Source organism: Dongshaea marina (assembly GCF_003072645.1).
GTDB lineage: Bacteria > Pseudomonadota > Gammaproteobacteria > Enterobacterales > Aeromonadaceae > Dongshaea > Dongshaea marina.
Window position 1 is genome coordinate 3,826,803 of sequence record NZ_CP028897.1, and the last position, 13,070, is coordinate 3,839,872.

General features: G+C 51.3%; 13 protein-coding genes and 1 pseudogene. 6 read left to right on the forward strand and 8 right to left on the reverse strand.

Annotated elements, in window-relative coordinates; genetic code table 11:
• Window position 1: 1 nt before the first annotated feature.
• The 7 genes and pseudogenes from dgt to DB847_RS17940 all read right to left on the reverse strand — a co-directional run bounded on the left by dgt (window position 2) and on the right by DB847_RS17940 (window position 6,694).
• Window positions 2–673 carry a dGTP triphosphohydrolase gene (gene dgt, locus DB847_RS25750; RefSeq protein WP_234418426.1) on the reverse strand — a complete coding sequence of 224 codons (672 nt, stop codon included), beginning with the start codon at window positions 671–673 and terminating at the stop codon, window positions 2–4.
• A gap of 512 nt (window positions 674–1,185) precedes the next feature.
• Window positions 1,186–1,518: an antibiotic biosynthesis monooxygenase family protein gene (locus DB847_RS17915; protein ID WP_108651933.1), complete on the reverse strand. Its 333-nt coding sequence runs from the start codon at window positions 1,516–1,518 to the stop codon at window positions 1,186–1,188.
• 41 nt (window positions 1,519–1,559) lie between these two features.
• Window positions 1,560–3,859, reverse strand: a pseudogene (gene arcB, locus DB847_RS17920) (aerobic respiration two-component sensor histidine kinase ArcB).
• A gap of 121 nt (window positions 3,860–3,980) precedes the next feature.
• Window positions 3,981–4,919 (reverse strand): TIGR01212 family radical SAM protein, encoded by a 939-nt coding sequence (locus tag DB847_RS17925; protein ID WP_108651934.1) that lies wholly within the window; start codon window positions 4,917–4,919, stop codon window positions 3,981–3,983.
• Between the two features lie 158 nt (window positions 4,920–5,077).
• Window positions 5,078–5,263 carry a type 2 periplasmic-binding domain-containing protein gene (locus tag DB847_RS17930; protein WP_108651935.1) on the reverse strand — a complete coding sequence of 62 codons (186 nt, stop codon included), beginning with the start codon at window positions 5,261–5,263 and terminating at the stop codon, window positions 5,078–5,080.
• Window positions 5,260–5,865, reverse strand: a complete 606-nt coding sequence (locus tag DB847_RS17935) for a substrate-binding periplasmic protein (RefSeq protein WP_108651936.1) — start codon at window positions 5,863–5,865, stop codon at window positions 5,260–5,262. The genes DB847_RS17930 and DB847_RS17935 overlap by 4 nt, the downstream gene beginning before the upstream one ends.
• A gap of 46 nt (window positions 5,866–5,911) precedes the next feature.
• Window positions 5,912–6,694: a substrate-binding periplasmic protein gene (locus DB847_RS17940; protein ID WP_108651937.1), complete on the reverse strand. Its 783-nt coding sequence runs from the start codon at window positions 6,692–6,694 to the stop codon at window positions 5,912–5,914.
• A gap of 417 nt (window positions 6,695–7,111) precedes the next feature.
• On the opposite strand from DB847_RS17940, the gene mtnN reads away from it, so the two are divergent.
• The 6 genes from mtnN to DB847_RS17970 all read left to right on the forward strand — a co-directional run bounded on the left by mtnN (window position 7,112) and on the right by DB847_RS17970 (window position 12,421).
• Window positions 7,112–7,813 carry a 5'-methylthioadenosine/S-adenosylhomocysteine nucleosidase gene (mtnN, locus tag DB847_RS17945; RefSeq protein ID WP_108651938.1) on the forward strand — a complete coding sequence of 234 codons (702 nt, stop codon included), beginning with the start codon at window positions 7,112–7,114 and terminating at the stop codon, window positions 7,811–7,813.
• Window positions 7,810–8,769 carry a cobalamin biosynthesis protein CobD/CbiB gene (locus DB847_RS17950; RefSeq protein ID WP_108651939.1) on the forward strand — a complete coding sequence of 320 codons (960 nt, stop codon included), beginning with the start codon at window positions 7,810–7,812 and terminating at the stop codon, window positions 8,767–8,769. Before mtnN ends, DB847_RS17950 begins: the two co-directional genes overlap by 4 nt.
• A 37-nt stretch (window positions 8,770–8,806) precedes the next feature.
• The gene (locus DB847_RS17955; RefSeq protein WP_234418427.1) at window positions 8,807–9,586 is read left to right on the forward strand and encodes a cobalamin-binding protein; all 780 of its coding nucleotides are present in this window, start codon (window positions 8,807–8,809) and stop codon (window positions 9,584–9,586) included.
• A gap of 207 nt (window positions 9,587–9,793) precedes the next feature.
• A complete protein-coding gene (locus DB847_RS17960) occupies window positions 9,794–10,414 on the forward strand; it encodes a trimeric intracellular cation channel family protein (protein WP_108653013.1) in 621 nt (206 codons plus the stop codon).
• Between the two features lie 100 nt (window positions 10,415–10,514).
• Window positions 10,515–11,201, forward strand: a complete 687-nt coding sequence (locus DB847_RS17965) for a DUF2461 domain-containing protein (protein ID WP_108651940.1) — start codon at window positions 10,515–10,517, stop codon at window positions 11,199–11,201.
• A 473-nt stretch (window positions 11,202–11,674) separates the two neighbouring features.
• Window positions 11,675–12,421, forward strand: a complete 747-nt coding sequence (locus tag DB847_RS17970; RefSeq protein WP_159084727.1) for a substrate-binding periplasmic protein — start codon at window positions 11,675–11,677, stop codon at window positions 12,419–12,421.
• A gap of 49 nt (window positions 12,422–12,470) precedes the next feature.
• On the opposite strand, the gene DB847_RS17975 is transcribed toward DB847_RS17970, so the two are convergent.
• Window positions 12,471–13,046 (reverse strand): nucleoside deaminase, encoded by a 576-nt coding sequence (locus DB847_RS17975; protein WP_108651942.1) that lies wholly within the window; start codon window positions 13,044–13,046, stop codon window positions 12,471–12,473.
• Window positions 13,047–13,070 lie beyond the last annotated feature (24 nt).

The window sequence follows — 13,070 nt, forward strand, 5'->3', positions numbered from 1 at the left end:
TTTAACCCCTGCCACATCTTCTCAACCAGGTCGCGTTCGCTCCAGTAATACCCGGATTTTCCATACAGGTAGCCAAGGGCTGGCTCAAGCTCCTCTCGCTTCTCAAAGGCCCCCGCGGATATTTTATCAGGGCCGCCAGCTGGCTATAGGTCAGGTTGAGTTGCTGCAGGCTATGGACAATTCGAAGGGCCTGGGCATTGCCCTCGAAGTGACACAGGTCTTCGACCAAAAGCGACCACTGCTCACTCCTGGAGGTCAATCCAGCCAGTTGGCTGAGGCTCTCAAGATTTGACGCCAGCCACTCCTTAATCGCCAGCTCTCCAAAATGACCAAAGGGAGGATTTCCCAGATCATGGATGAGGCAAGCCATCTCCACCAGATTAACAAAGGTTTCATCCAGAGCGGCAAAAGCTGGATCCTGGGCCTTGAGCTCAGCCACTATCCGCCGCGCAATATTTCGTCCACACTGCTGCACTTCAAGGGAGTGAGTCAGGCGACTACGCACTGCAGAGCGGACCTCTAACGGAAACACCTGGGTTTTTTGCTGCAGACGGCGAATTGCCGATGAATGGATAATGCTTTCACGATCCCACTCGCTGCCTTGCAACAAAGAGCCATCAGCAGGAGAGCGGGAAAGATAGCGTTGTGAAGTGATCAGGTTGTGATAATCCATCTTGACGACTCATTCCCTGAGAGATGCAGCTTTCAGATTAGCACAACCTGTTGATATTCCTAGGGCTGAGCTTTAATTGCAGCCTGCGGTCAGGCTCGCTGTTGGTTCAATAGTGTACTTAAGCTATTTGTCCTTCGGACTGATTATTTGTGCCTATGGCACATTGCCGCTGCCGAGCGGCGACGGGAAGAAGGTATTGCTTGTCCAATACCCTCTTCACTCCCAAGGACACCCCGATATTTGCTGTATCCTCAAGTTTCAAACTCACAGAGGCACAGACAAACAGTACCTCCATGTACTGATTGCCTTTTCGCGGCATCCATACCGCTCACCCTCTACTCCTTTTTGAAACTTTCAGCACAAATAAACGGGGCCTTAAATCCCCGTGAGCGAGTATCAAGGCTAATTGTAGAGAGTTATTATTTTCTCGAGGCAGGATGCCGAGCACCGTACCCAGATGGAGAGGTGATGTTGCTCCTGTACAACATCACTCGAGTTCGGAGAAAAGCTACCTACACACCGACCAACAGATCATCTTTAATCTCCATACATATTTCAGGAAATTTACGTGATTGATCAACGCATTTTTTTATCTCAGTAATGGCATGACGGATATTTTCCGGAAGCATCTGCGATGGCTCATCATCACTTGGCCATGACTTATCACGTGTTTCTTGATCAGTCCACCTGGAATAAACCAGCCAGTAGCCCTCTTGTGTCTTATGCAGAGATGAACCAATAGCTCCTCTGTACTCAACAAAATAGTTAGCTATGGTTTTCCACAACTGCATGTAGTGGTTTTCTTTCTCTGGCTCAACATAAGATCGGTATATCACTGCGATCATTGTTCTGCTCCATGCTTCCTGTGGGGTCGGTTGCTCAGCGATTACTGTTCCAGCCACTGGCGTAATTGCGCCAGGTCTTTGGGATATTCATGCTTGAGTTTATCCACCCAATCCGGCACGTTCTCCCACCAGGCGGGGAGATCCGGTGATTGGATCTGCTGCGCCAGATCCCGCATTCGCTTGAGGCCGATCGATCCCAAAGCCCCCTTGATCTTGTGGCCTTCGGAAACAATTCCATCCTGGTGCTTAGCCATCAGGTTTGACTCAAGTACGGCCATATAGGCGGGCATCGCCTGCTCAAACAGTTCAACACTGCTTAAGAGCAGCTCTTTGCCAACGGTTTCGGCGTAATCGTTGAGAAACTCCAGATCCAGACATCCCTGCTCCGGCTCATGATGACGGGTCTCGACAGGAGCTTCATGCATTAAAAACAGCTCTCCCAGAACTGCCTTGAGACGCTTGGAGCTCAAGGGCTTACTCAGGGCCGCATCCATTCCCTGCTCGTGATATTCCGACTGATCCCGAACAGAGTTTGCGGTCAGGGCAACCAAAGGCGGAGTATCCTCGCCATAGCGATCACGCAGATGGGCAGCAACCTCAAAGCCACTCATATCCGGCAGCTGGATATCCAACAAGATCAGCTCAAAGCTGTGATCTGCAGCTTGCTGCAGCGCCTCGGCCCCATCACGAGCCACAGTGACTCTGTGTCCCATCTTTTCCAGTACCGCCGTTGCCACCGTAATATTGAGCTCAACATCCTCAACCAGCAGGATCTCAAGCTGTTGATCCACGGGCTCATCACGCACCGGAGGATCGCATTCGGTCACGGTCAGCTCAGCGGTAAAGCAGGAGCCATCTCCCGGCTCACTTTTGAGCTTGATATCCCCCCCATCGCTTCCATCAGCTGATGGGAGATTGCCAGTCCAATCCCGGTTCCGGTTGCATGTATCCGGCCCTCTACCTGATAGTACATGGCAAAGATCTTCTGCTGCTGCTCCTTGGGAATGCCGATTCCGGTATCCTTCACCCAGATCCGGATCTGTACCCTGTTATCCGCTAAGGTCTTAGCCTGGCAACCGATAGAGACATAACCACGCTCGGTAAATTTGACCGCATTGCCAATGAGATTCCACATCACCTGGCGCAACCGGGTGCCATCTCCTTCGATCCAGGTGGGTACGGAACCATGCTGCTCAAAGTGAAGCTCTAATCCTTTCTGCTCCGCCAGGAGCCGGCCTAAGCTCGCCAGGTCGGTCAAAAAGCCCTGAAAATCGATCGGTTGCTTAACGATCGCCAGACGCCGCCTGTCCAGCTTATCCAGATCGATGATGTCATTAAAAATATGCCCCAGGGTCATGGCACTGACATGGATGGTCTTCAGGTGCTGGTGTTGCTCGGCATTCAGGTGGGAATCAAGCAAAATCCGGCTCAGGCCAACAATGCCGTTGAGGGGAGTTCTCAGCTCATGACTAATGGTCGAGATAAAGGTCGTTTTATCCCGGCTCGCCTTCTCCAGATCTTCCTGATAGCGTTTACGCTCGGTGATATCCCGCCCAAAGCCCAGCAGTCCGAGGCGACGCCCCTTGCGATCAAAAAAGGGTACCTTACGCAGTTCAAAGCAGATCTTGCGCCCATCATGGTGTTCCAGCCACTGCTCATAGGTCTGGGCCTGGTTATAGGCAAACACCTCTTCATCGGTCTTGATAATTTTTGCGGCAATATCCGCCGGATAGATCTCAAACGGAGTCAGGCCGATGAGCTCCTGTTCGGTTTTGCCAATCAGGTTCTCCATCGCCCGGTTACAACCCGAGAAGCGAGCTCGTTCATCACGAAAGTAAACAAGATCCGGGGAGTTATCCGCATAGGCACGCAGCAGGGCGCTATGCTCTTCAAGCTCCAGCTGGGCTTTCTCACGCTGATAGACCTCAGCCTCAAGATCCTCAATCGCCTGCTGTCTCGCCTGCTCAGCTTTACGGGTCTCCTCGATCTGCAGATTAAGCTCAGCGATCTTTTCCTCAAGAGTGTTGTTGAGCTGACGGTCCCGCTCTCGCATCTCCCTGAGCTTGGTCACCAGCTCACTGAGACGCCGCCTGGACTCCTCAAGTTGGTCAACCACCCCACTGAGAAAGTACACCGCCCAGGGAGTGATCAGGAGTCCAAACAACACCGAGCGTAACAGCTCCAAAGCGTTGATCTGATTATGCAAAACCAGGGTAAACAGAAACTGGATCGCCAGCGCCAGGATGATCAAGCCAGATGCGAGTAACAAGCTAAAACGAAGTAAACCCAGCCTCGTCATCAAACCCACATAATAGCGGGCTAACCCTTTCATCTGCTTCATCCGTTTTTCCATGCTTGCTTATCCAGCCGGTTCAATTCAAGGAGCTCACAGTGACAAAAGCCAGAGCAAGATTCAAGACAAGTGAGTAACATAGTGCATCAACTGCTTAACATCCATGCACTTAGTCACAATCGTGAGGAAACACGAAGGGATCTCCGATCGCCGAGCCCTGTGCCCCGCTCTGCGCCAGAGCCTGGCCTATCCCCACCATGGCTCTCCAGCGATCGGCACACCAAAGTGGAGCCAGCAGGGTTGGCTGGCGCGCCATTGCTGAAACCCGGTGATAGACGATCCGTGACGGCGTATGTTGAATAAGAGAGGTAGCAGCCTCAATATAGGATTGCGCATCCATCGCCTGCAGACGTCCCGCCTGCCAGGCCTGCGCCATCTTGCTGCCAGTGACTATATGCAGGGGATGTAGCTTGATGCCATGACAACCAGGCTGCTCAACCACTCTGGCGAGGGTATCCTGATAATCGGTCATCCCTTCTCCGGGCAGCCCAACAATCAAATGGGTACAGACTTTGAGTCCATAACGGTGGGCCCGCTCAACCGCGTTCTGATAAGCGGCGAAATCATGACCCCGGTTGATCCGCTGCAAGGTTTTATCCTGGGCAGTCTGTAACCCCAGCTCCAACCAGATCTCGTAGCCCTGCATCTGATAACCGGCCAGCAGCTGCAACACCTCATCAGGCACACAGTCTGGCCGGGTCCCCACGCACAAGCCTGCAATATCGGCCACCGAGAGGGCCTGTTGATACATGTTGCGTAACTGCTCAACTTCCGCATAGGTATTGGTATAAGCCTGGAAGTAAGCCAGGTATCGCTTGGCTCTATGGATATTTTGCCTTTGATGGTCTAGCTGCTCCTGGATGCTTTTATGCTGCATCGCCTCCTCAGAGAAAGATGCAACATTGCAGAAGGTACAGCCTCCCCGCCCCAGGGTTCCATCGCGATTTGGACAGCTAAAGGCACCATGCAGGGTCAGTTTATGGACTCGCTCGCCAAGACGGCGCTTAAGATCCTGGCCGAACAGATTAACGTAGTGATGAAGCTGCATAGGTGACTCATGATTCTAATGGGGCGGCCATTTTACAGAGACGGGATAAAAAAGTGCAGGGCTTGATCAATAAACCGGGGAATAAAGCGCTCCCGAGCAACTTTCATTGAGGCTGTGCATCATGGTGAAAACATGAGTTGCTGGACCAACTTTAGTGATTAGTTCTTTTCTGAGATCAGGCTGGGAAGCAGGTAATGCTCCATGATCTTCTCCTCTATCCCCTTTTCCCGGATGCGTTTAATCCCCTGATTAAAAAGGTTTCTGAGCTCTTCTGCCCTGGGATTTTTTTGGCTGAATAGCATATATTGATCCACCCTGATAACCGGAAGCGCGATGTTGCTCACCCTGTCTCTGGATTCGGGGGGAGCTTAGAGAGCAGGTAATAGCCCACCTGAAAGTTTATGGGAAAGAGATCGATGCGCCCGCGCAGGAGTTTTTTGAAGTTCAGCTCATCGGATTTAGCTCGCTGCAGGCCAAATTTCTCATCAAACTCTTCAAGGAGTGGCCCATAGTAATAGCCTATGGTTCCGCCAATTTTATAGGGGCTGAGGTTTTCAATGTTCAGCTCAGTAGAGAGCTTAGGAAAACTCCGGTTTTTCAGGTGAAAAAATACCGAGTAGTCGCTTATCACCGGCTCAGAGAAATAGAAGATCTTCTGACGCTCTGCGCTTCGACTCCAGGGAAAGCTGGTATCATAGACTCCCTCTCGAGTCAGGGAGAATGAGCGCGCCCAGGGAAAGCATTCAAAGCTTGCCGACACCGCGACTTCGGCATAGGCGGCCCGCACCACATCGATTAACACCCCATGGGCCCCGGAATCGCAATAGATATAGGGAGGCCACTCGCCAACCGCCGCACTTACTTCACGTACTCTTGCCTCTGTCGAAAAAACGATGAGCTGAAAAAACAAAGTGAACACCCACAACGGGAAACTTCGACTAAGCATAGGAATATCCAGGCCAGGGCTGTTTCTGTGAGTATAGATGAGCCCTTCAAGGGGTATCGGGCAGGGTATACTTCTCAAGGAGCTTCTGCTTTACTCCTTTGGCCCGCGCCATGGTCAATCCCCGGATGAACAGCTTACTTATCTCCTGTCGCCTGGGATGTTTATGGCTCACGATGAGATAAAGCTTCTCTGTAGAGATAGGCAGAGGCAAATTGGTGATCAATTCACGAAAAGGAGGCTCCAAGAGAGAGACTTCGTAGTAGCCAACGATGAAGCTTTCCACGAACAGGTCGATCCGCCCCCGGATTAATTTCTTAAAGTTAAGGTTTGCTGTTTTCCCAAGAGATAGGCCATATTTCCCATCGTATTCATCAATCAACTCCCCATAGCGATAACCTATAGTGCCGCCAATCTTGTATGGTTTGAGATCTTCTACTGTAAGCTCCCCCTCTTTATCCATCAGATCTGAAAATGATCGACTCTTGAGGTGGAAAAACACCTCTTTGATCGCCAGCATGGGGGCCACATAGTGGAAATCCTGCTCTCTGTCCTGATTGCGCAGGTAGGGAAAGGTCAAGTCAACCGCCGACTCCCGGGCAAGATTATAGACTCGTCCCCAAGGGTAACATTTAAACTCAACCCGAATTCCAACCTCCTGATATGCGGTCTCAACCAGCTCCACCGCCATCCCGCGTATTGGCTTATCATCACAAAAGATATAGGGCGGAAAATGGCCGACGGCGGCCGTTAGCTGACTCAATTTGGCCTGGGCCCCGGATATCAGGGACAAGCTAACCAGCACAAAGATGATTTGATAGAGCCTTGCCATTTGCAGCCCTTTCAGCCATTCCTGAATTGAGTATAGCCCCCGTCAGGGCCCTAACCTTTATTTCGTAAATCACCAATCAGAGCAACTGAGGACGGGAGGAGTCGACTCTGACACCTGGTAAACCGGTCTTTGGTGAAAAGATCACTCTTTCGGATTGATTTGAAAGTCAAGGTGAGACTTTACTCAACTGATATTTGCCAACAGAGACACCAAACCGAACGATAACTAAAGGCTGTAGTCGCAGATGCCACACTCCCACTCTCAGCACAGCGATAACCAGTCTACAAGTTAATTACAATTTTCAGGAAGGCTGATAACTTCCACCACGAGCGCCTCACTCCTGTGGCGGGATGACTGGGTGTTTGCTCTGCCATCCGTTATCATGGAAGTCTTTGTCACTACAAAAGAGATAACAGGATGAAAATTGGTATTATCGGCGCAATGGATCAGGAAGTTGAACTGCTGAAACAACAGATGCAGCTTCAGGACACCTTTAGTATTGCTGGCTGCGAATTTTATCACGGCACCCTGGATGGAGTTGAGGTGATCCTGACCCGCTCAGGGATTGGTAAAGTCGCCGCCAGTATCGCAACCACACTGCTGGCCGAAAAATATGCCCCTGATTATGTGATCAATACCGGCTCTGCCGGTGGCTTTGATCCTGAGCTCAATGTCGGAGATATCGTCATCTCCTCCGAGCTGCGCCACCATGATGTGGATCTGACAGGATTTGGCTACGAGATGGGACAGTGTGCCCGGATGCCTGCAGCCTACCCGGCAGATGCTAAACTGGTAAGCATCGCACATAGCTGTATCGATGCGATGGGTGATGTGCAGACCAAAGAGGGACTGATCTGTACCGGCGATCAATTTATGTGTGATCCCGAACGTATCGCGGCAGCTCGCGGCCACTTCCCTGACATGCTGGCCGTTGAGATGGAAGGTGCAGCGATTGCCCAGGTTTGTTATCAGTTTGGGATCCCCTTTGTGGTAATCCGCTCTTTGTCTGATATTGCAGGGAAGGAATCTCCGGATTCTTTTGAGGCTTACCTTGAGAAGGCCGCCAAACATTCATCAAAGATGGTGATGGCAATTTTGAATGGAATCAAAACAATGTGAATAGCTTTTTGCTCAATCAAGTCATCGCTTCCCCCGCCGTCAGCTTGCTGGTCGCGGTGTTGATGGAAGCATGGCTGCCTCTGCCAAGGCGCCTTAAACCCTTCCACCAGGCGCGTTGGCTGATGGAGCTGGCTGGCCGGGTCAACAAACCCGGCTATCCCGTTGAGCAACAAAGACTCGCCGGAACTTTACTACCCATTTTAATGCTGGCACTGCTGCTGGTGTTTCTGATCGCCCTGTCCAACCTGATTATCTATCCACAAATTTTTGAAATTCTGATTCTCTACTGGGTGATGGAGTCTAACTGGCTCAGGCGTTCGGCCCGCACAATTGAGCAGCTTTTGAATAAAAATGAACTGCAAAGTGCGCGCTTTATTCTGGACGAACTCAGCCTGAGGAATAAGGGAGAGCTGGACCGTCCCCACCTGGTCATGGCAACCATAGAATCGGTCAGCCTTCGCCTGTTCAACCACTGGTTTGCAGTCGCCTTCTGGTACCTCCTAACTGGCATCTATGGAGCCCTCTCCTGGGCCCTGCTGCTGTCGATGAGCGAGAGCTGGAACCGCAAGCTGGTTCACTATCACCACTTTGGTAAGCTGGTCAGCACCCTGGTTCGAGCTCTGCAATTCCCTCCTCTGGTGCTGCTGATGATCTCCCTAACCTTGTACCGGGGAGGCGTTCGGGGATTCACCATTGCCCTAAAACAGTTTCGAATGTGGCCCTCACCCGCCAGCGGGCTGCTGCTGGGGATCCTGGCGGGCAGTTTCGGGATCCGCCTGGGTGGCCTGCGCCATTACCAAAAACGCCGGGCCAACTGGCCGACCCTGGGTACTGATACCCTCCCACAGCCTCAATATATCGGATGGGTAACCGGACGCTTGATCATCGCTGGATGGCTCTGGTATATAGTGCCCCTGCTTCTTTATATTCTCTACCTACTGGCACTTTATGAATAAACTTGGCCTGTTGTTGGCAGCAATAATGATGAGCTGCATGGCTCAAGCCGCGCCTGAGCGGATCATCAGCCTCACTCCGCATATTACCGAGCTGCTCTATGACGTCGGAGCGGGTAAGCAGCTCATCGCTGTCGATAGCGCATCAGATTACCCACCTCAGGTTAAATCTTTGCCTAAGGTCGCCAATTATCAGAGCATCAATGTTGAAAAGATCCTTGCCCTTAACCCCGATCTAATTGTCGCCTGGAAGCCTGCTCAGCAGCGACTGCTTGAGCCCCTGAAAGCCTTTCATATCCCGATTATCTACTCTGACCCAACCACTCTTGACTCCCTTGGGAGTGAGCTTAAAAAGCTGGGCAAGCAAACCGGCCATCCAAGGCAGGGTGAGCTTGCTGCAAACCGTTACCAGCAACAGCTTTCGGCACTGCGTGCTAGCTATCAGCATCGAACTGCGGTTCAAGCTCTGTACCTGATGGAGGGAGTTCCACTCACAACGGTTGCAGCAGATAGCTGGATTTCTCAGGAGCTCAAACTTTGTGGCGCAGATAATATCTTTAAAGACGCCATCACCCCTTACCCGCAGATCTCCGAAGAGCAGGTGCTGCAGCGTAATCCCAAGATGATCATAGTGGGAAGTCACAGCTCAAAATCCCTTGCTTTATGGAAGCAGTGGCCCGAAATCGCCGCGGTAAAAGCAGGACAGCTCTACCGGGTCGATCCCGATCTTCTGAGCCGCCTGACTCCCCGCTCCCTCAAGGGGATAGAAGCCCTGTGCCTGGATATCCAAAAGGCACGTCGTCACTATCAGATTCATTAACGGGATACACCCGGGACAATAAGCAGGCAGCGGGAGATTACGGGTCACTCAGGAGGCAGAAAACTTGACTTCAGGCTCTCACTTTTTCTCTATTTACCTTGAGATAGCACAGCGAGCTGAATAGAGTATGGAGTCAAAGACCCTCCCCTGACTGTTGTTGTGAGATTAGCCTTGAACATTCTGACCGATCCTGTATTTACTCAGCAGATGGTTCGCTTTTGCGATCTGTTTGGCACCGCCGTTTTTGCGATCTCCGGGGTCCTGGTGGCGGGCCGCCTGCGAATGGATATTTTTGGTGTTGCGGTCCTGGCAACCGTCACCGCGATTGGCGGGGGAACAATTCGCGACTCCATTTTGGGAGCCACCCCGGTATTCTGGGTTCATGATGTGGCCTACCTATGGGATATTTTGATCACTGTCTTCCTGTGTGTCTGGATCCTGTGGCTGGTCAAGATCCCAGGCCGCCTCCCCTGGTACCTGTTACCCCTGGCAGATGCCCTGGGGTTGGCCGTCTTTACTGTCATAGGGATTCAGAAGGCACTGCACTTTGGCAGCTCTGAGCTGGTCGCGATCATCATGGGGGTGATCACAGGAGTGGGTGGTGGCATGATCCGCGATGTTCTCGCCAGACAGATCCCCATGATTCTGCAAAAAGAGATCTACGCCACCGCCTGTATTCTCGGCGGGATCGTCTACTTTATCTGTCTTAAGGCGGGCTTATCCGAGGTGCTCACGATCTGGATCAGCATCTTTGGCACCCTGGGGATCCGGGTCGCCGCTATTTTCTGGCATCTTTCTCTGCCTGCTTTCACCATGCAAAGGCGCTAAAAGCTTGCTGATGAGCCTGGAGTTGTATAAACACAGGCCTCCCCCGGGTGTGCTAGAATCAACAGGTTTTCAGCTTGATATTGCTTGCAAAGGAGCCGGAATGCCAGATTTTCAGGGATTTGAGAAAACATTAACCTTTCTCCAGGACCTATCCTTCAACAATAAAAGAGAATGGTTTCAAAGCCAAAAGCCTCGCTACGAAAGCGACTTCATCACCCCAGCCCTGTCATTTATCGAAAGCATGACTCCCCATATTCATGCCATCTCCCCGCACTTTACGGCCATAGCCAAAAAACAGGGGGGCTCACTGATGCGCATCTACCGTGACACGCGTTTTTCTAAGAACCGAGCGCCCTATAAGCTCAATGTGGGGATCCACTTTCGCCATGATCAGGGCAAGGATATCCATGCCCCCGGTCTGTATGTGCATATCCAGCCCGGCAACAGCTTTGTGGGGGCCGGGATCTGGCGACCCGAGCCTAAGACACTTCGAAAGATTCGTGATTTTATCGTCGATAACCCCAGAAGCTACAAGCATGCGATCCAAAATAAAGCCTTTAGTGAATCATTTCACATGAGTGGTGACAGTTTGATCCGTCCTCCCAGAGGTTTTGATCCCGAACACGCACTGATCGAGGAGCTAAAAAGAAAGGATTTCATCGCCATCTGTCATCTTAGCGATGCAGAAGTCACAAAGAGCTCACTCCCCGAGCTTGCTTACCAGAAACTTAAAGTCACTGAGCCACTTATCGGCTACCTGTGTACAGCCATCGAAGCCAATTACTAAACCCTAGCTGACAGCGGAGTGACAGGATAGCCTGACTAGGCTCTGTTGACGTTTCAGATTTGATTCTGCAGTTGGCAATTTTTTCATCCAGCAAGGCAGAAGATGTGTGGTGTAGTTGCTCTACATGAGCATCTGATAACGCTGCTGGGAGGAAAAATAGCCACTGCCCTTCGGGTTGCGCCTGAAAAAGCCCTGTTCATTGTTGCTCATCACTCATTTAGAACAACTAAACCTCATGACTCGCGCCGCGAACAGAACATTTTCAGGGGCAACAGGTTCAAAATTGGAAATGTCAACAGAGCCTAGACCCTCCTTATTCAGGCTTAAGCTACTCCCGGATACCTCTGAAGACCTATAGGCCCCAAATTTCCGGTATCAGCCCTTCTATGCCGCACTTGGTGAAGCATACAGATCACTCAGTCAAAGCTATACTTTGGCTGAATACAATACTTGGAGATAAAAGGAGTTATCCCATGAAAAAGTTATCTATTGCTATCGGCATAGCCATCGCATCCTGCTTTAGCGGTGCGGCCGTGAGCGCAACCATCTCATTTGCCACCCAGGAGTTCCCGCCCTTTAACTACAAGGGAGGTTCGGGTGTCGCAGGTCCCGGGGTCGATATCATCAATGCGGTCACCAAGTCGATGGGTGACAGTGCAACCTTTAAGATCTACCCCTGGTCCAGGGCCCAGGATCTGGTGAAAAAGGGCAAAGTTGATGGCCTGTTTCTGCTGGGCAAGAATAAAAAACGCATGGAGTGGCTCTACTACACACCTCCTATCATCACAACCGAGTACGGCTTCTTTGTACAAACCTCTGCCCCACTACAGTATAAGGCCCCATCCGACATCAAGGGGATGAAGGTCGGGGTGTTTGGCCCATCCAATACCTCTAACTCACTGAATAAACTGGCCAAGCAGGTCGATATCAAGGTAGACATGACCAATAAGAACGAGGCTGTGTTTAAAAAGCTCTCCTCGGGGCGGGTAGATGCGGTCTACTCCAACCGGGATGTGGGCAACAGCATTATCAAGAAGCTTGGGATCACCAACCTCAGGTATGCCGGAGCACAAAAGCCGGTGACCTACTATATTGCCTTCTCCAAGGAAGGATTTGCGGAAGGGACGGTGAAATCCTTTAACGAGCATTACCTCAAGCTTAAGGCCAGCGGTGAGATCGGTAAGATTGTCAGCGGTTACAATATGACTCTGGCTGACTAGCCTTTGCCTACTTTAAGGGCGGCCCCTGATGGGGCCGTTTTTCTATGGATCACTTCAGGGGGATAGCACTTGCGGTTTTGTCTTGCTGATATGCATCTGAAAGCTCGGCATAAACACGATAAAGACTGTCTAACCTCCCCTGCAGTCCTGCTTCTTTCTCACTGGTTTCCAATAGCTGAGCCAGCTTAGTCGCCCGGTAAAAATTGTTACTGCGGGTTGGAGCCCGGCAACCAAACAACTCATCCATTATTTTGAGATCGTGGGGAATATGAAACGCATCCCGGGTATCTTCAAAATCAAAAAGATAGTAGAGCTCATTAAAGCCTCCCCAACAGATCGCTGAGATACACATAGAGCAGGGATCATGGGTCGACAGAAAGATGCACTCCTCGGGACCTGGTCGCTCTGCCAGCTCATAGAACTTCTTGATTGCATGGATCTCACCATGCCAGAGGGGACACTCCATTTCGGCATTCGTCGCAGCGACAACTAAGGAAAGATCGGCTTTGCGTAAAATCGCCGCACCGAACACCTTATTGCCAGACGCAACCCCCTTCCGGGTCAGGGGAAGAACATCACCCTCAATCACAGCCAGCATTCGCCCCAAGAGTTCATGATTATCCATTCATCGGCTCCCAGTCCTGGATCA

What these genes read in the sequence shown, in the direction of transcription:
- dgt (WP_234418426.1), bottom strand. Translation starts at nt 673, where the DNA reads ATGGATTATCACAACCTGATCACTTCACAACGCTATCTTTCCCGCTCT.
- DB847_RS17915 (WP_108651933.1), bottom strand. Translation starts at nt 1,518, where the DNA reads ATGATCGCAGTGATATACCGATCTTATGTTGAGCCAGAGAAAGAAAAC.
- DB847_RS17925 (WP_108651934.1), bottom strand. Translation starts at nt 4,919, where the DNA reads ATGCAGCTTCATCACTACGTTAATCTGTTCGGCCAGGATCTTAAGCGC.
- DB847_RS17935 (WP_108651936.1), bottom strand. Translation starts at nt 5,865, where the DNA reads ATGCTTAGTCGAAGTTTCCCGTTGTGGGTGTTCACTTTGTTTTTTCAG.
- DB847_RS17940 (WP_108651937.1), bottom strand. Translation starts at nt 6,694, where the DNA reads ATGGCAAGGCTCTATCAAATCATCTTTGTGCTGGTTAGCTTGTCCCTG.
- mtnN (WP_108651938.1), top strand. Translation starts at nt 7,112, where the DNA reads ATGAAAATTGGTATTATCGGCGCAATGGATCAGGAAGTTGAACTGCTG.
- DB847_RS17955 (WP_234418427.1), top strand. Translation starts at nt 8,807, where the DNA reads ATGGCTCAAGCCGCGCCTGAGCGGATCATCAGCCTCACTCCGCATATT.
- DB847_RS17960 (WP_108653013.1), top strand. Translation starts at nt 9,794, where the DNA reads ATGGTTCGCTTTTGCGATCTGTTTGGCACCGCCGTTTTTGCGATCTCC.
- DB847_RS17965 (WP_108651940.1), top strand. Translation starts at nt 10,515, where the DNA reads ATGCCAGATTTTCAGGGATTTGAGAAAACATTAACCTTTCTCCAGGAC.
- DB847_RS17970 (WP_159084727.1), top strand. Translation starts at nt 11,675, where the DNA reads ATGAAAAAGTTATCTATTGCTATCGGCATAGCCATCGCATCCTGCTTT.
- DB847_RS17975 (WP_108651942.1), bottom strand. Translation starts at nt 13,046, where the DNA reads ATGGATAATCATGAACTCTTGGGGCGAATGCTGGCTGTGATTGAGGGT.